This is a genomic window from Pseudomonadota bacterium (genome assembly GCA_022361155.1).
GTDB lineage: Bacteria > Myxococcota_A > Polyangia > Polyangiales > JAKSBK01 > JAKSBK01.
The window spans coordinates 1-17286 of the sequence record JAKSBK010000111.1 but is presented as its reverse complement, the minus strand read 5'-3'; the positions used below and the strand labels follow the sequence as shown (position 1 = coordinate 17286).

Annotated in this window: 12 protein-coding genes; 5 read left to right on the top strand and 7 right to left on the bottom strand. The window is 65.1% G+C overall.

The features are described from left to right. Window positions 1–420 precede the first annotated feature (420 nt). Window positions 421–732: a hypothetical protein gene (locus tag MJD61_03940; GenBank protein ID MCG8554428.1), complete on the bottom strand. Its 312-nt coding sequence runs from the start codon at window positions 730–732 to the stop codon at window positions 421–423. Window positions 733–2022: 1290 nt separating this feature from the next. On the opposite strand from MJD61_03940, the gene MJD61_03935 reads away from it, so the two are divergent. From MJD61_03935 to udk, 5 genes are all read left to right on the top strand, one after another. Continuing rightward, a complete protein-coding gene (locus MJD61_03935) occupies window positions 2023–2385 on the top strand; it encodes a hypothetical protein (protein MCG8554427.1) in 363 nt (120 codons plus the stop codon). A gap of 3 nt (window positions 2386–2388) precedes the next feature. Continuing rightward, a complete protein-coding gene (locus tag MJD61_03930) occupies window positions 2389–4386 on the top strand; it encodes a CehA/McbA family metallohydrolase (GenBank protein MCG8554426.1) in 1998 nt (665 codons plus the stop codon). Window positions 4387–4844: 458 nt separating this feature from the next. Beyond that, window positions 4845–7283 carry a beta-propeller domain-containing protein gene (locus MJD61_03925; GenBank protein ID MCG8554425.1) on the top strand — a complete coding sequence of 813 codons (2439 nt, stop codon included), beginning with the start codon at window positions 4845–4847 and terminating at the stop codon, window positions 7281–7283. 145 nt (window positions 7284–7428) lie between these two features. Next, complete coding sequence (locus MJD61_03920) at window positions 7429–8067, top strand: hypothetical protein (protein ID MCG8554424.1); 639 nt, start codon at window positions 7429–7431, stop codon at window positions 8065–8067. A 189-nt stretch (window positions 8068–8256) separates the two neighbouring features. Continuing rightward, window positions 8257–8886 (top strand): uridine kinase, encoded by a 630-nt coding sequence (udk, locus tag MJD61_03915; protein ID MCG8554423.1) that lies wholly within the window; start codon window positions 8257–8259, stop codon window positions 8884–8886. A 35-nt stretch (window positions 8887–8921) separates the two neighbouring features. Here the strand turns inward: udk and upp are convergent, their stop codons facing one another. The 6 genes from upp to glgX all read right to left on the bottom strand — a co-directional run bounded on the left by upp (window position 8922) and on the right by glgX (window position 16965). Further along, on the bottom strand, window positions 8922–9551 hold the full coding sequence (gene upp, locus MJD61_03910) for a uracil phosphoribosyltransferase (GenBank protein MCG8554422.1): 630 nt from the start codon (window positions 9549–9551) through the stop codon (window positions 8922–8924). Window positions 9552–9773: 222 nt separating this feature from the next. Further along, window positions 9774–11021, bottom strand: coding sequence for a URC4/urg3 family protein (locus MJD61_03905; GenBank protein ID MCG8554421.1), 1248 nt, complete (start codon window positions 11019–11021; stop codon window positions 9774–9776). Beyond that, window positions 11018–12280 (bottom strand): GTP cyclohydrolase II, encoded by a 1263-nt coding sequence (locus MJD61_03900; protein MCG8554420.1) that lies wholly within the window; start codon window positions 12278–12280, stop codon window positions 11018–11020. Before MJD61_03900 ends, MJD61_03905 begins: the two co-directional genes overlap by 4 nt. A 77-nt stretch (window positions 12281–12357) precedes the next feature. After that, window positions 12358–13374: a metallophosphoesterase gene (locus tag MJD61_03895; GenBank protein ID MCG8554419.1), complete on the bottom strand. Its 1017-nt coding sequence runs from the start codon at window positions 13372–13374 to the stop codon at window positions 12358–12360. Between the two features lie 167 nt (window positions 13375–13541). Further along, complete coding sequence (locus tag MJD61_03890; protein MCG8554418.1) at window positions 13542–14723, bottom strand: hypothetical protein; 1182 nt, start codon at window positions 14721–14723, stop codon at window positions 13542–13544. A gap of 13 nt (window positions 14724–14736) precedes the next feature. After that, complete coding sequence (glgX, locus tag MJD61_03885) at window positions 14737–16965, bottom strand: glycogen debranching protein GlgX (protein MCG8554417.1); 2229 nt, start codon at window positions 16963–16965, stop codon at window positions 14737–14739. Between the last annotated feature and the right edge of the window lie 321 nt (window positions 16966–17286).

Here is a 17286-nt window from a genome sequence, read left to right as displayed (position 1 = left end):
TGTCGGTCGCTGGCAAGGCGCACCGACGATGACTGCGGTTCATTTCGATGCTGTGCAGCGCATATTCGAGGAGGTGCAACACCGCCAGCGGCCGTCAGAGCCGGCGGGAATCCATCATAATCCCTGGCAAGCGGTACTAGGGCTGTGGTGGGGCGGGGCCTATCGTCGGTGTGCACGACGCAGTCGTGGGAGCTTGCGAGGGTGGGTTGCTTGGAGTATGGCTTGGGCATGTCTGAAAGCGGCGCCCACGTGGTCAATGAGCTGGCTGCGGCGGAGAAAAGGGGAGCCGAGGGTCCGCCGGCTCGTGACGACGATAGGGTTGGGGCCATGCTCGAGCAAGCACTGGCGTCGCAACGACCGCACTCCGGCGCATCTTCGAGCGGCACCGGCAGGCTTCCGAATCTAACGCCGCTGCGGAGGCTATCCGAGCCACCCCAGGGGGTTGGAGCGGTGCCCGAGTCCGAGCTTCCGAACGAGGAGGGGGATCCGCAAGCGAACGATGTCGCTGAGGCCGCGCAGGCGGCGGCGGACAACATCGATTCCCTGTTCGAGGACGTGCTTTCCGAAGGGGATGATGAACCGCCCGATGGCACACGGCCGTCTGACTTCGGTTTGGTGGCGGCACCCGTCGAAACCGAACCGCTGGATGATGACGATCTGATCGACGTCTCGGCGGAGCGTCCAGTTCCGGACACTCCGGAGCTGCTGGTCGTGGAGGAGCAGCCTCCTCATGACCGGCAGGAAGCTGTGCCAGACCGTGCCATTTCCATTCCACCTCCGCTTCCGAAGTCGGGGCCGGCACCGAGTGCAGCTCTTGAGGTGCTTCAGAAACTGGACTCTGGGCTGAGCTCGGTCCCCGAGGCGCCTTCGAAGCCAGACCCTGGGCCGAGCTCGGGCGCTGAGGCGCTTTCGGAGCCAGAACCCGGGTCGAGTCCGGGTCCTGTGGTGTCGTCGCCCGCTCCCACCCCTGGCGCGCCGCCGCCAACCGGGGCTGGTCCCGGCGGCCTAGATGAGCTGGCCAGTCAAACGCGACCCCCTGAAGTACGGTCACGGCCCCCAGCTGCAGCGCCGATCATTCCAGGGGAGCTTCCAGGTGGACCGCGGACACCTCGTCGGGTCGAGCCTCGAGCGGCCGGTCCTGCTCCCCCCCGCGCATCGGTACGTCCCCGGGTGCAGGCTACTCCCCCGCCCCGGCAGAGGTCCTCTGTGCCGCCGCGGCAGTCGGCTCGCAGGCCTGCAAAGGCGGCGGCGCGAAGAGGCGCGGCACCCAAGGCCCGTTCCAATGCCGGCCTTGTGCTCACCTTGCTCCTGATGCTTGCGGCTGGTGGGGGGGTCGGAGCTTGGTTCACCCCCGGTTCCGCCGAGCTCGTTAAGGAATGGCTTGCCCGCCTGCAAAGCCTGATCCTCGGCACTCCGTCTAACGACCGGTTGGTGCAGAACGAGCCAGCACAGACCGGGCCGGCAGAGACCGGGCCAGGGCAAACACAGGGCAGCACGGCATCGCGGCCGGTTGCCGCGCACGGAGCGCCTGCTGCTGGGCGGCCAACCCCAGCTTCCGCTGAGGGACAGAGCCCGGGTACTCCGACCAAGGGGCCCTCTGGCGCGCTTGAAGCCCCGGGCTCTTCGCAAGCGCCCGGGCTGGTTGCTGCGCCGGGTTCCGCGGCAGCGCCGGAATCGCCCCAACCTGCCGCAGGGACGCAGCAACGGCCCTTCCCGAACGTCCCCAAGCCGGCCAGGCCGCAGCCGCACCTCCCAAGTACGGTAGCGGCCGAGGCAGCAACGTCGCGCGGAGCCAGGCCCGCAAGCGGTGTCGTGGGACGAGCAGCGCGCGCGCGCGGGAGCGCCGCAACGACTACCAGCCCTGGCGGGCGTCGTGCCGCGCCTGCGCGGCGCGTGGCATCCCGCGGCTCTGGCTCAGCGCGCGAGCAGACGAGCGCTGGTCGGCCGGCCTCGGCCCGCGCACGTCCACTGCGAAGGCAAAGCGCCGCGGCCAAGGCCCGTGCCTCCCGGACCGAAGCAGCCTTGGACGATCAGGCTGGCCCGGGCTCCCAACTACAGGGCGGCTCCCAACTACAGGGCGGCTCCCAACTAAAGGGCGGCTCCAGATTACACGGCGCCGCGGTTCCTTACACGCTGGCTCCGGAGCAGGTAGCGCAGGTCATGGAGAAGGCGCGCCTTGCTCTTCAAGCCTGCGCCCGCGGCATGCGTGGCACGGCGGACGCCCGGCTTGTCGTGGCGGGCTCGGGGCGCGTGGTCGAGGCCGCCGTGCACGGCGTGTTCTTCGGCAGGCCACAAGGCAAGTGCATGGCCCGGAGGCTACAGCGGTTGCGGTTTCCAGTCTTTGGCCGGCCCCGTCAGCAGGTGAGCCATTCCTTCGTGCTGTGAAGCGTGGGACTGCTTGCGCAGCGCGATGACCGTTACCTGAGATCGCCCCGTCTCATCGCGGGCAGCGATGGGACGGTGATGCTGTACGTCATCGCCTGGGACGGTGATGCTGAGCGTGTCCTGGGGTTCGCAGTGGCAGCGGACGGCAGTACTGCCGAGCCCAGCTACGTTGGCGCTCGCAGGCCCGAGGTGGTTGCTCTAGACGGCGAGCTACCCGAACGGCCGGCTTCCGGCTTGACGCAAGATCTGCAAGCTCGGAGCGGGCGGGTTCGAGTGCGGATCGAACACCGGCGCGGTGAGTCCGAGGTGCTGTTGGCTCGCGATGGGGCCGACGAGATCGTGGTTTGGCACGCGGCCGGTATCGCAGCCGCCCCAGCGCTGGCGGTCGTGGCGCAGGGAGTTTGGGTGGCCTTTCACCATGACGTGCGGGAGAGCGACCACCGGCCCGATGTGGCCAAGTGGATCGCACTGCGTTTCGTCGACCGGGCTGGACACGTCTTTGCGCCGGCGCAGCAGATGCGCGACCGCGATCGAGAAAGTGCCGGCGTCGAGCAGTCGTTCGAGTTCCCCGAGCTGGTTCCGGGTCAAGACGGTGCCCTTTCAATCTTCGGTCGCGGCTCGCACAATTACTGGCGGCAGGATCTCGGTCGGGCTGGCTTTACGGCTCGCCGGCCTCTTGGCGACGGCGAATGGGGAGCGCGGGGCCGGCACATCTCCGCCGTGCGCCTCGGCGATGGTCGCATACTGATGGCTCGCCGGGAGCGGCGAGGCATCGAGCTCTCACACACTAGCGAGCCCAAGGGGGGATTTCCCGAGCTCGCTCCAGCAAGGGTGCGTCTCACGCGACCTGACGGCCCGTCCGGTTTGGGGTTGCCGGGGCCTGGGCAGGGCAATGCGGTGGGCCGCTCGCCGGGGGGTCAAGTCGGCGCTGGTGCCAGCGTTGGGGCCTCTGGCGTCGAAGGAGGGCCGCCCGCGAGCGCTCGGCGTGATCCTGCAGCCCGTCACGGTCGCCGCACCCTGTTCGGCGATATCCAGCAGCACAGCGCCCATTCCGATGGGATTGGCAGCGCCCATGAAGTGTATCTGAGAGCCCGCGACCGCTACGGCGATGACTTTGTGGCGCTCACGGATCACGAATCGTTTCTTGGCAAGCGCACGGGTCCCGGCGAATGGCGCTTGCTGCAGCAGGTGGCCGAGCACTACGACGAACCAGGATCGTTTGCGACGCTGATCGCATACGAGTGGACGGGTCGCCGCTTTCCTGGGCCGGGACACAAGTGCGTGTATCTGCCGCGAACCGGTCTGCCGATTCATTCACGAGACCAGGTGCCTGTTGGGCGTGACTTGGTCGAGAAGGTGAAGGGCCAGGGAGGGTTTAGCTCGCCCCATCACATCGGTTGGACAGGGGCCGACGAGCCGGGCCACGATCCCGAGGGGCAGCCGCTATGGGAAATCTGCTCGTGCCACGGCTGCTACGAGCACGTCGGTCACCCCTTGGGCCAGAGGGGTGACCTGAGAGACCAGATGGTGGACGAGATGCTGCGAAGGGGCCACCGCTTCGGGTTCACGGCCTCGTCCGATAGCCATGGGCTGTTATGGCATCACGGCGAGTGCCGCAAGCGCGATCCTTTCCGCACGGGTCTGACCGCGGTTCAGGCTACGGGCTGCGCGCGTAGCGCCATCATGAGTGCGCTTCGAGCCCGCCGCTGCTACGCGACCAGCGGCGCCAAGATCCTGCTCGACATGCGCGTGGCCGATGCTCCCATGGGCGCCGAGATCCGTGTTTCGGGCCCCGTCGATGTCCGGGTCGAGGTGTGGGGTACCGCCCCCGTGCGCGCGATCGACCTGGTCGGGCCGGGCGGCGTACTGGAGAGCGCCCGCGGTGGCCGCAGTCATCAGCAGCTCGCAGCAACGGTCCGGGTCCCCTGGGTGTACGCGCGTGTGACTCAGGAAGACGGGGAGATGGCTTGGGCCAGCCCCGTTTTCGTGGACCCCTGCTGATTGGTATTCTGTCTTGCGCTCCGCGCGCTCTGCATCAGGTCCGTCATCACGTACAAGTGCGGCTCGCCGGAACAGGAGCGCGCGCGGCACGGCTGCGAGCGTTCCGCGGCGGTCAGGCTGACCACCTGGGGAGTCCTTTGCGGCTGGTCGGACTCGAAGTTGGTGACCGATGCGGGCCAGATAAGCCGCTGGCACAAGTATGACCCGGGCTGTCGCCGGCGTAGTGCCAGTTGGCTCAATATGGCGCACTTGAAGCGCCATCCGACCCCGCGGCGCTGCGCCGTGGGGGTTCGGAGTTTCGGGATCGCGCTGGTTGGGCTTGCTTGCGGCCTTGGATGCGCGGCCTTCATCCGAACAACTGGTACGCTTGTTGCTTGTGAACATCCGTTGCATATCGGTCCGTACGATACGCGAACAAACTGGTGCTCGACAGATAGCCGGAACGAGGAGGCAGAACCATGACATTGCTTGTAGGGCCCACGAGGAAGCAGCTGGCGGCGGCGCAGATCGCGTCGTTCATGGCCATCTGTACGGGATGCGTCGCTAACGAGGCAGCGCCAGGCGGCGTCGACGAGCTGGTGCGGCGGCCGGTTGTGGCACAGCTGGTGCGCACCGATAGCTGCGCCGCGTTGCTCGAGCAGATTCAGGCAGACAGCATCCGCAAGGTTCGGGACCGCGCGGATGCGCTGCGCGACCCGGCTACTATCGAGCGACTGCGTGAGGGCGTCCTCAACCAAGGGCCGTTTCGAGGGGTACCCGTCGATAGCGTCGCTTCATCGAGCGGCCCTGGCGCCGCACCGGCTCCTCCGCGGGCGACCCACGGTGCCGGGCCTTCCGGCGGCGGTGCTGTCGGGGCCGATCCCCAAAGCGCACCGTCCAGCTTCACCCAGACCAACACGCAGGTGGCGGGCGTGGACGAGGCCGACATCGTCAAGTTCGACGCCAAGGCCGAACGCATGTTCGTGCTCCACGGCAGCGACCTCATGGTGCTTCGATCCTGGCCGGCCGCGGGCATGGAGAAGCTCGCGGAGCAGGCCATCGAGGGGGACCCGAGCGAGATGTTCGTTCAGGGTGACAGCGCCGGGAGCACCCAGGTCGTGGTCTTTTCCCACGTCCTGGATCAGGGGGATCCGGCTGTGGCCGGCTCGCTCCCACCCGGCTCGACGGGCGCCACGTTCTCGGCCTGCCCTGGCTGCGGGTACGGAGCCATGTTCACCAAGATCACGGTGCTCGATCTCACGGGTTCGCAATTCGAGATTCGGCGCGAGCTCTTCTTTGAAGGAAACTACTTGTCGTCTCGCCGCCACGGGCAGCTCGTGCGAGCCGTGCTCCGGGGTGGCTTCAAGGCACCCGGCTTTCTCGAGCCCAACATCAGCCTCTTCGACGCGTGGGGTCGACCCTACGACGGGGCGAGCATTCTGCACCAGGTGGCCGCGTGGCAAGCGCGGCTGGAGCAGGACATCCAGCGCACCGAGCTTTCCGACTGGCTCCCGCGCCAGCTCGAACGGGCCGCCGATGGCCGGTTGGTCGAGGTGGAACCGAGCTGCGAAAACTACTACGTGCCGGCGCCCGGCCTCACGGACTACGGCATGACGAGCGTGCTGGCGCTGGATCTCGCGGACCCGGCCAAGCCTCTTGGCGGCGCCCTGGTGCTTGGAGACGCCTCCGAAGTGTATTCCAACGCCGAGGTCTTGGTGCTCGCACAGCGCGATTTCGCGCGTAGCAGCTTCCTCGAGGCGGGCCTGCGGGCGGCGTCCCCCCGCACCTCGCTGCACCTGTTCGAGCTGAATTCCACCGACACCGTGTATTCCGCTTCGGGTTTCGTGGAGGGCACGATTCATAACCAGTTCTCGTTCGATGCGGTCAGGGAAGCGAGTGGAGAGCTGGTGATCCGGCTCGCCACCACCGAGCGCAGGCAAACCCACCCGGACGCTCCGGCTGGCAGCCCCGAGTGGTGGCAGACCACCACGGTAAACCGGGTGCTTGCGCTCGCCCAGGGAGAGCCGGGAGAGCTCAGCGTCATTGGAACAACGGGGGAGCTCGCACCGAACGAGACGATCCGCTCCACGCGCTTCGTGGGGGACATCGCCTACGTCGTGACCGCAATCGAACAACAAGATCCGCTTTTTGTGGTCGATGTGTCCGACCCTCGGGCTCCCAAGCTGCTCGGCGAGGCACACATCAGCGGTTTCAGCCAGTACATGCATCCCCTTCGCGATCCGCGCGACAACCGAGTCGACCACCTGCTCACGATCGGCCGCGAGGGAGATCCCATGACCGGCCGCGATCTGGGGCTGAAGCTGCAGATCTTCGACGTTACCGACCCTGTTGAGCCCAGAGTGGCCTATGAGTACGTCTACAGCACGCAGGGTCGATCCGAGGCGGGCCAGCAGCACAAGGCCTTCACGTTCTACCCCGAGCACAATCTGTTGGCGTTCCCCTTCGTCAGCTACGAGCAGGGTCTTTCGAGCACGCTGGAGCTCTTTCGGGTGGAGATCGCAACGGGCTTCGAACGCCTGGGCGCGATCGACCACACGGGCTTGATCACTCGCAACTGCCCCGATGCCGGCCTGGTGCGCCACTTCAGCTGCGGCTACGAGCCGCGGGTGCGCCGCGGTCTTTTTGCAGCCGACGATGCCAACATGGACGTGTTCGTCTACTCCATCAGCTTCGGCGGTGTGCGCGTCCATAACATGAACGATCTCGGCGCGGCCGTAGCCGAAGTCCAGTTCCCGGCGCCGCAATTCTCCGGACCGTTCGGTCCGGTGCCTGGCGGGCCCGGGCTCGTCGACCCGCCGTTTCCGGGGCCCGTTCCCGCGGAGCCGCCTGCGGCCGGCGGCGGGACGCCCGCGTCCTCGAGCGGCAGCTCCCCCGGGGGTGCCACTCCAAGCCGCTGACTGAGCCAGCATCTTCGCCCTGACGAGGACGGGAGCCGGTCTGGACACTGCACCAGGCCGGCTCCGCGCTGTTTTTGGGGCATCAAGCATCCGGCATGGGCAGGAAAAGCCTGCGCGGCGCGCGCAAGCACGGCATGCTGGCAGCATGTGTGGGCTCGGTCGAACAGTGTGCTTCCTGTCGTTGCCGGTGCTGCTGTGCTTGCCTGCTTCGGCGGCGCAACCGCGTCCGATCGTGTTGCCGCTTTGGTTTCACGTTGCGCAGCTCCATGGAGCGCCCGTCGTGGATCGGGGCTGGATCGCAGGACAGGCGCGTGACGCAAACCGTGTGTTCGCGCCGGCGGGAGTGGCCTTTCGCGTAACTGCGATCACCCCGCTGGATGCGAAGTCGGCGCGCATGGAGAGCCGCCGAGATCGACATGCGCTGGGCGCCTTTACACGTCCTGCAGTGGTCAACTGCTTCGTCGTGGCGTCGCTTCGCGATGTGGATGAACCCGGTCGCTTTCGCTACGGGGTGCATTGGCGCTCCCGCGCCTATCGAGGTCGCCACTATGTGATCATCTCCAAGATCGCTGGGGCCAACGTGCTCGGCCATGAGCTCGGGCACTTCTTTGGCAACCGTCGCCACAGCGACGTGCCCGGCAATATCATGAGCTACACGTGGGGGCCGACCCAGCCTGGCTTCGATCCCGACCAGATACAGACCGTGCGGGACTTCGTGCAGCGCTATCTGAGCACCGGAGCGCTCCGGGGGCTTGCGGAGCCGGCCACTTCATCGCAACGGTAGCTCCATAGGGTGGCGCAGGACCCAAAGCGGACGGCGTGCCTGCTGGAGCCCCGGCGCGGTGCCGCGGTGCACACCGTGAGCAAGAGCGTGTAGTGCAGCCTCTTTGGCCTGAATCTGCAACTGGAATGGCAGGCGGGGGAGGGCCGGCTGGTTTGACGCGCGCTCACGGCCGGGGAACACTACCCGGCAGTGAGCGATCGATCGGCGGTCAGGCGGCCAGGGACCTTCTTGCTGGGGATTGCGGGGGGGAGCGGCAGCGGCAAGACCACGTTGGCCAATGCCATCGAAGCGAGAGCAGGGCGCGCGGCTGCAGACGTGATCCAGCACGACTGGTACTACCGCGACCGCTCCCAGGCACTGCCGGGCGAGCGAGCCAGCATCAACTACGACGAGCCCGCGGCGCTGGATAACGAGCTGTTGGCAGACCATCTGCGGCTCCTGAAGTCGGGCGTTGCCGTGGACTGTCCGCAGTACGACTTCGCGACCCGCGCGCGCGAGGAGCGGGCCCGTCGTGTGACGCCCCGCCCGGTGCTGATCGTCGAGGGCATCCTGCTCTTTTGTCAGGCCGAGCTGCGTGGTTTGCTCGATCTCCGCGTCTTCGTGGACACCGACGCTGATCTAAGGCTTCTGCGCAGGGTGCGGCGCGACATCAGCGAACGCGGGCGGGACATCGCAGCCATCGAGGCTCAGTATCTTGGCAGCGTGCGTCCGATGCATCTCAAACACGTTGCTCCGACGCGCCGTTATGCGGACCTGATCGTGGCCGACGGATCAGGTGAAGATGGCCTGGCGGGGATCATGGCGTGCCTGCCTCTATAGCCCACCTACCTCGAGCAATACGAGCGATCGATGAGTCATCGGGTGCCGAACATGCGATCGCCCGCGTCGCCCAATCCCGGCAAGATGTAGCCCTGCGCGTCGAGCTCGGGATCGACGGCCGCGGCATACACCGGTACCTCCGGGTGGTGTGCCCGCAGGTTGTCAACGCCCTGTTGTGCCGCCACCACGCAGGCGAATTTCACAGAGAATGCTCCCGCGTGCTTGACCCGTTCGAGCGCGGCAACCGCGCTGTTGCCGGTCGCCAGAACCGGAGCTACCACAAAGGCGAGTCGCCGCTCCATCTGGTCTGGTAGCTTGCAGTAGTACTCGACGGGCACCAGCGTCGTGGGTTCTCGATACAGACCGATGTGTCCCACGCGGGCCGAGGGCAGCACCCTGAGCATCCCCTCTACCATGGCGCTGCCGGCTCGCAGTACAGCTACCAGCACGAGGTTCTTGGTTTCAAACGTGCTGCCCCATGTGGTCGACATCGGGGTCTCGATCCGACGTCGCACCACGGGCAGGTCCCGCGTCATCTCGTAGGCGACGAGCGTTCCGAGCTCTGTCAGGGTGTTGCGAAAGACGTGGGTTTCGGTTGACTTGCGTCGCAGCAGCGAAAGCTTGTGCTGAACGAGCGGGTGATCGATGAGTATCGGCTGGTCCATGGTCGCTCCAGGATTGCTCGGGCGCCTCCTTAGATAGACTTAGGCGTAAGACTTAGACGTAGACTTAGGGCCCACGGAAGAATAACTCGTCTGTATCGCCGAGGGCCGGGCGCCGTTGGCAAGGCGCAACGACCAGGAATATTGGGGATATTTCGAGGAGGCGCAACATAGCCAGCGGCGGTCGGAACCGGTGAAATGGATGAGTTATTCTTCCGCGGGCCCTTAGAACACGGTCGCGTCGCTGCTCACAACAATGGGCGGCGCCGCGTGTGAGCGTCGTTCGCCTGCGATTCGTCTGCCTGCCTCCCATGTGCCTCCTTGCAGAATTCGGGCAAGCGGCAGCTGCTCAGACGATCGGCCGAGGTTGTCCCTTACTTCGTCGGCGAGCCGATCGAGCAAGCTCACGGTCAGTGCGCGCCACTCGATCACGGCCTCGCTGCCGACCTGCTGCGGCCCTGCCAGGGTTTCGGGATGCTTGAGCTCGAGCGCACCGTAATCGATGAACAAGCCCCCGTTGCGGTACTCGGCCAGACCGGTCAGGGCCTCCAGGGAGCGCAGCTTCAGACCGCCTACCTGCAGCGGCTCGATCAGGGAGTAGGTGAGCCATTGCGAGAGCTTGTGGAAGGGAACCAAGCCGCGGCTCGTCCCGTTGCCACCAGCTTGGGGGTGGCGCCAGACGTCGCCAAGGTTGCTGCCCGCGAGCTCGAGTCGGCGCGGCCAGATCGGCGCGAGCGCCGCCAGCAGATGCTCGAGCACCTCCGCCGCGTCGAGCGAGCTGGATCCGGCGAGCCTCCGGAAGTGGTCCAGCAGATGACCGGGTCGCAGCTCGCCGTTCCGCTCGAAAACCTCGGGGGTGAGGCGACAGGCGCGACCGAGCCGCCGCAGCAGCCGAACTCGGTTTTCGAGGCCGGCGAGGGGGTTTTCCGGGCCGGCCTGGAAGGCGGCGGCGAACCTGGCTTCGCTCAGGCGCTCGAGCCCTTCGGCATCGACGCGCAGCGGCGAGGTAGGCTGACAAGACAGCACCCCCGAGCCAAAGAGGTGCAAGCTCGCGAGCGCAAGCCCCTCGGAGCGGCCGTAGCGTTTGCCCGTTTCGCGTTCCAGAAAACGCCAGCCGTGCCCTGCCCCGGCATCCAGCAGCACACTGACGACCGTTAGATCGATCATGGAACGCGCGCGATCCTCCGGGCCCCAGCCGCTGCATCCTGGATGTTCGGCCTGGAGCTGCGCGTAACGGTCCCGGCCATCAACACCGAAGTGGCGCCAGCGACTGTGGTAGGGAACCCGCAGGTCCGGATAGCGAGCACGCGTGACCCGTGCCACGCAAGAGGCGATTTCGGTCAATCGATCAAGACGTACGTGGAAATGGCGCGAGCGACCCGCCAGTGCCGCCTCGAGGATCCGATCGCAGCGGGTACGGATGATTGCTGGCCTTCGCAGCAGGCGCAGGGCCTCGCATTGCTCGGAGCTCACTCTCCGGAGCTCCGGGCCTGGGCCCGCTTGCGCGGATCGGCACCCGGCGGTGTGCTCGACCAATAGTAGCCGGCGGCACGTTTGGCATCGATCTCGACGTGGGCATCAGGAGGAACGAGCTCCTTCGGGATGGCCAGCCGCCGCACGACGCTGATACCCGAGCGGGTGATGGCTTCGTGCTTCAGGCTGCTCATCGACACCAACTGGTCGATCTGCCGCACGCCGAGCCAGTGCAGCACGTCCGGCATCAGCTCTTGAAAGCGCATGTCCTCTACCCCGGCGACGCATTCGGTGCGCTCGAAATAGGCTTCGGCTCGATCCCCGCCCGCCTGTCTCTTGCGCGCGTTGTAGACGAGGAACTTGGTCACCTCGCCCAGTGCACGTCCTTCCTTGCGGTTGTAGACGATCACGCCGTTGCCCCCTAGCTGAGCCTGTCGAATGCAGGCCTCGACTCCGTGAGCCAGGTAGGGCCTGCAGGTACAGATATCCGAACCAAAAACGTCCGAGCCGTTGCACTCGTCATGCACCCGCACGGTCAATGGCACGCTCGGGTCGGCGACGGTGCTCACTTCGCCGAACAGGTACACGGTCATCCCTCCGATGGGGGGAAGAAACACCTGCAGGTCGTTGCGAGTCACGAGCTCCGGGAACATCCCGGCGGTGTGCTGGAACAGGGTGTGCCGCAGCAGGCTCTCTTCGATATCGAAACGGCGGGCCACACCGGGCAGGTGCCAGACCGGCTCGATCGCTATCTTTGTTGCGGCGCATTCACCCGCCTCGCACAAGATCACGCCATCGGTCTGCAGCCTTCCTTGTGCTTGCGCGCTTTGGATCTCGGGCATGTGCAGCTTGGCGCGCGTGATCGCGATGGTAGGACGAATGTCGTAACCTTGTGCGATCAAGTCGGAAAACGCGTTCCCAACGACCGCACCGAAGGCATCGATGGAAACGATCTTGGTCGGATCCCGCCATGCCTCATGGGGACCGATCTGACTGGTGGGCGACGTATCCGTGAGGTCTGCGACGCGTTCTGGATCCAAGGCGCCCGTGGCGACCGCAAGAGCGCGGTAGATGGCATAGGATCCCGAGTGGCTTCCGATCACGTTTCGGTGAGCGGGGTTGCTAAGGGAGCCGATCACAGGGCCGCGTTGCCTGGCGCTGCCCTCTCCCCAGTGGATTGGGAGCGACGCGGTGCCGCTGCGTCCGGGGTGGGACGTGAGGGAGATGAACTTGGCTTTCTTGCTGGGACTCTTGCGCACGCGGAGTAGACAAGTCTAGCGTTGAGGGCCGTTCCTCGCCAGATTCGGACGTCGCCGCAGGTCTACAGGTCTAGTTTCTAATCGAGCTCGAACTCGAATTGTTGATCAGCCGATGTGAGAAAGGTCGTGAGCAGCGGCGAATAGGTGAACACGCGGACGCTGATACCGTCCGGAAGGAATTCCAGCAGACGGAGATAGGCTTCCCCCCCCTGGGGCCGACCCTGGTAGTTCGACAGCATTTGATGGCACGTGTTGCCCAGGTCCGTGATGCTGGCGAGGTAGCCCGTTCCGTCGCCTAGCACGTGGCCATTCAGGGCGATCACGAAGCGATGATGACGCACCAGCTTTTGCCAGATCTCTTCGCCGTCGTTGACTTTACCGGGCGTGCGGTACGCGTGCGGATTGAAATCCTGGGGGTGCACCGGGTCCGTATGGTCGTAGCGACGATCGTTGTGGTTCAGGTACGCGTGGGTGACGAGGATGCCGTACCGCTGGGGGTGCTGGCGCATCACGCCGTCCGCCCATTCCAGTACGACGTTGCGTGGAGCCCATTCGAGGGCAACCACGATGTAGTCGCGCCCGCCGGCCGTGAACAAGTGATAGGTATTGTCGAGCTTGCCCCATTCGTAGGCGCCGCCAAAGCCGGGTTGCCGGGCGCTCTTGTCGAAACCGAGGTAGTGGTTCATCAGGGTGTCACGGGTTGAAGCGTCACCGGCAGGGCCGTAGTCGTGATTGCCCGGTACAACGACGTAGGGGACCACGCCATCGAGAAACGACATCGCCTGCGCCGCTCGCTCCCATTCTAGCGGGCTGTTGCTATTCACGATATCCCCCAGGTGCAGCACGTAGCGAAGATCGATTTGGTGCGCGACCGCTGCGATCCACCGTGTCTGAAGCTCGAAGAGGTACGGGAGCTGCTGCGAATAGAACTGCGTGTCGGGTAGCACGGCGAGCGTGTGGGAGCCCTCCGTGAACACGCCCTGCGGCAGCGCTCCGGAAACGGGCCCGGTCAGCCCGGCCATGGGGTCGCCGCAGCCGAGAGCCCATGTGGCCACCATCCATGCCACTGCCCTCGTGGAGACCGATGCCTGCATTGTCTCCACTTAGGGACCGCGGAAGAATAACTCGTGTGTTTCGGTAAGGACTGGGCGCCAATGGCGAGGCGCGACAACGAGGAATATTGGGGATATCTCGAGGAGGAGCAACATAGCCAGCGGTGGTCAGAACCGGCGAAATGGATGAGTTATTCTTCCGCGGGCCCTTAGTGTACGCCAGTCGGAACCACCTGCGGGCTCTTGCCTGGCTGGGCTGCTTCCTTTGCTCGATCTGGTGCCTGAAGCTGCACGATCGGCTCGAGCTCATGGCGCAGCGCCTTATCCAGCATTACCGCGACGCGTCGATTGCCTTCCCTGCTGAAATGACCATCTTGGGGCAGAAAACAGGTCCGGCAGGCGTCGAGAGCTTGGCGAGCGGAATAGCACAGCAGTCTGTTTTCGAGGCACATCGTTCGAACCAATTGGCTCACGCGGTCCGCGGCGTAAGCAAACCTGGGGAGCGCCGCACGGGTGTCGAGGTCGACCAGATACAGCTGTATACCCCGTTCGCGCAGGAGTTTGGCGATATGGCTCACGTAAGTACGGTAGTAGTTGCCCGTTACAGCAAATATCTCGTTGCGAGCGACTGCGGCTACATAGTAGGGAATCTGTTCGCTATTATCGGTCCCGAGTCCGGGAAATAGCTGGAACGACTCCGCGATCTGAGGCCGTTGTTGCAATGCGTTAATCAGACGCAGCATGTGCGTCATCTCGACGCGTTCTTCCAAGGACGGATGGGGTGGTGATTCTCGAAGGCTGACGATCTGGCTCTTGATGGAAGATAGTTGAGAAGGCGTAGGCAGAAACGGCTGCCGGTGCGGATTCATATGAAACATGGTATCATGCAAGTCATTGATAAATATGAATAGAATCACTTTGCGCGGCTTGAACTCGTCAATCCACAGCATCAAGGATATGTAGTTTTCGTAAACGCAGTCAGCCTGGCGGCCCATGTTGTATACGGGATGATGGTACTCGTGGCGTAGGATGCCGGAAAAGGTGTCCAGCTCGTCGACGCCGTGGCCATACACCATGGAATCGCCTAGCAGGATAATCTCCTTCTTCGAGTCAGGAGGATTCCGAAAACCCCAGGGGTCGGTGGCGTGCTGCCAGCTGTTACCGGCCCAGAAGGCCCGAATGGTCTGATTGGGGCGCATGATCCGGTAACCGGTAGGGTAATCAATGCGGTACATGCCGTCTGGATCGGTTGTGTAGCGTGAAAGTAGGGCGGTCGAAATGTTGTTGGGGAGGAGGGGTGCGATCAGGAAGAGGGTGAACTCCAGAACGCCCAGAGATAGGACGATAAGGGATGATCCAAGCAAGGTCAGATAGGCGATTCTTCGGCGCATGCGCATTGCTGGTCTAGCGGCCAATTGCTGGTTGCCGTCGCGGGGGCTTCAAGGAGTTGCGTGCGTTAGACCTCGGAGGGGTCATCGGGTAGCCATCGCAGTCTGTTGCACGGCGTAGCACGCGGGTCGACCGAGGCGGCAATTCGATTGCACGGCCAGTGCAGGGAATCTCCGACGTGCTGTCGACGCTGGAGGTATCCAGCACACAGATCCACCCGGACGTGCCCGGGGGCTCATCCGGCAGCGCGAACGTAAGGGCTTCGGAACCGGCGTTGAACATGAGCAGGTAGGTCCCTCTTGCCCCACCGGCAGTGGCGGGCTCTTCGAAAAGAACGGTGAGAGCACGCGCGAACGGAACCTCCCAGTCCCGCTCGGACATGGCCTTGCCGTCGGGGCGGAACCAGGCGATCTCGCATCCATCCGTTGCTCGCACTTGAGTGTTCTGTGCGCATCCGTAGTGTCCGGGCCCCGCGCGGCCGTAGCTAACGGGCTCCTGCCCGTCCGCGCAAAAGCCGCTGCGCCGAAATGCTGTGGATTGGGTGCGGAGCCGCACCAAATTCTTGGTGAATTCCAGCAGACCGCGGTCCATGTGGCGCCAGTCCAACCAGGTCGTGCGGTTGTCCTGACAGTACGCGTTGTTGTTGCCACCCTGCGTTCGCCCCATCTCATCGCCCGCCAGCAGCAAGGGAACTCCGCGCGACAGCAGCAGCGTCGTCAAGAGGTTGCGCTGCTGCGTGGCCCGCAGAGCGTTCACCCGCGGGTCCTCGGTTCCGCCCTCGACGCCACAGTTCCAGGAGCGATTGTGTGTCTCTCCGTCGCGATTGTCCTCGCCGTTGGGCTCGTTGTGCCTGCGGTTGTGGGAAACGAGGTCACGCAGCGTGAACCCGTCGTGACAGGTAACGAAGTTCACGCTGGCGCAGGCCGATCTGCCAGAAGGGCCGTAGATGTCCGCACTGCCGGTAAGACGACTGGCAAGGGCACCCAGCATTCCCTCCTGACCGCGCCAGTAGTCGCGTACCACGTCGCGGTATTGTCCGTTCCATTCCGACCAGGGGTAGGGGAAGCCGCCCACGCAGTAGCCGTCGGGGCCCAGATCCCAGGGTTCGGCGACGAGCTTGACGTGCCGGAGCGTGGGGTCCTGCCCGATCGCGCTCAACAGCGGTGCACTCCAGTTCAGGTCGCGCTCGTCTCGAATCAGTGCCGCAGCGAGATCAAAGCGGAAGCCATCCACGTGCATCTCCGTAACCCAGTAGCGCAGGCAATCCATGATGAACCGCACTACCTGTGGCTGGCGCGTGTCCAAGGCGTTGCCGCAGCCGCTGAAGTCCTCGTACAGGTCGGGCCGGTCCGGTTTCGTGCGGTAGTAGACCAGATTGTCGAGCCCCTTGAAGCTGAGCACTGGACCCCGCTCGTTACCCTCGGCCGTATGGTTGAAGACCACGTCCAGGACGACCTCGAGCCCGGCTCTATGCAGATGCTTGACCATCGCCTTGAACTCCGGAACCTGGCTGCCAGGCAGCTCGGACGCAGCGTAGGCAGCATGCGGTGCGAAGTAGCCGAGCGGGTTGTATCCCCAGAAATTGGTGAGTCCCTTGCGGGCCAGGTGTTGCTCGGTCACGAAGTGATGCACCGGAAGCAGGGCCAGTGTGGTAACACCGAGACTACGAAGATGATCGATCAGCGCGGGCTCGCAAAGCCCGGCATAGGTGCCCCGCAGCTCGCTTGGGACCTGGGGGTGGCTCGCGGTCAGCCCCCTGACATGGGCCTCGTACATCAGGGTCTCACACCACGGTGTGCGTGGCGGACGGTCTCCTTCCCAGTCGAAAAAGGGATCGGCCACGACCGATCGGGGCACGTAGCGCGCGGTGTCCCGCGCCTCGGGTGCCGCGCCCCTGTCTTTGCGACGCCGACCCAGCAGCGAGGGGTGCCAGCGCAGCTTGCCGCTGAGGGCGCGAGCGTAGGGATCCGCCAGCAGCTTGTTTGGGTTGAACAGCAAGCCGGAGCCGGGGTTGTACGGGCCGCAAGCCCGGAAGCCGTAGAGCTGGCCGGGACGCACTCCGTGGAGGTACCCGTGCCAGTAGCCGGCGGTCTTGCCGGGCAGCGCGAGGCGGATTTCGTGGCCGCGACGGTCGAACAAGCACAGGTGCACTTCGTCGGCTGTCGAAGAAAAGACCGAAAAATTGGTGCCCACACCGTCGAAACTGGCTCCCAAGGGAAAAGGCGTGCCCCGTTGGATCGACATCCGCGGGGCCACGATATCGCACATCGCATGGCGAAGGGGTGAAAAACATGGCCGCGGAGCCGCCCGTTGCTGCGCCGAGGTCCACTGCGCAGGTCTCGGCGGCTGCTCGCAAGCCGGGGCGAGCGTGCTATGTGGGGAGCCCGGATCACCATGCCTCGTGCATCCCGAATCGATAGCTGCGTGCGGCCGGCAGCGCCTACCCCGACCTCGGTACAGGGCGGTTCGGACAAACAGGGCGGTTCGGACAAGCAGGGCGGTTCGGACAAACAGGGCGGTTCGGACAAACAGGGCGGAAAGGTCAGGACCGGAGCCAGGGCGCCG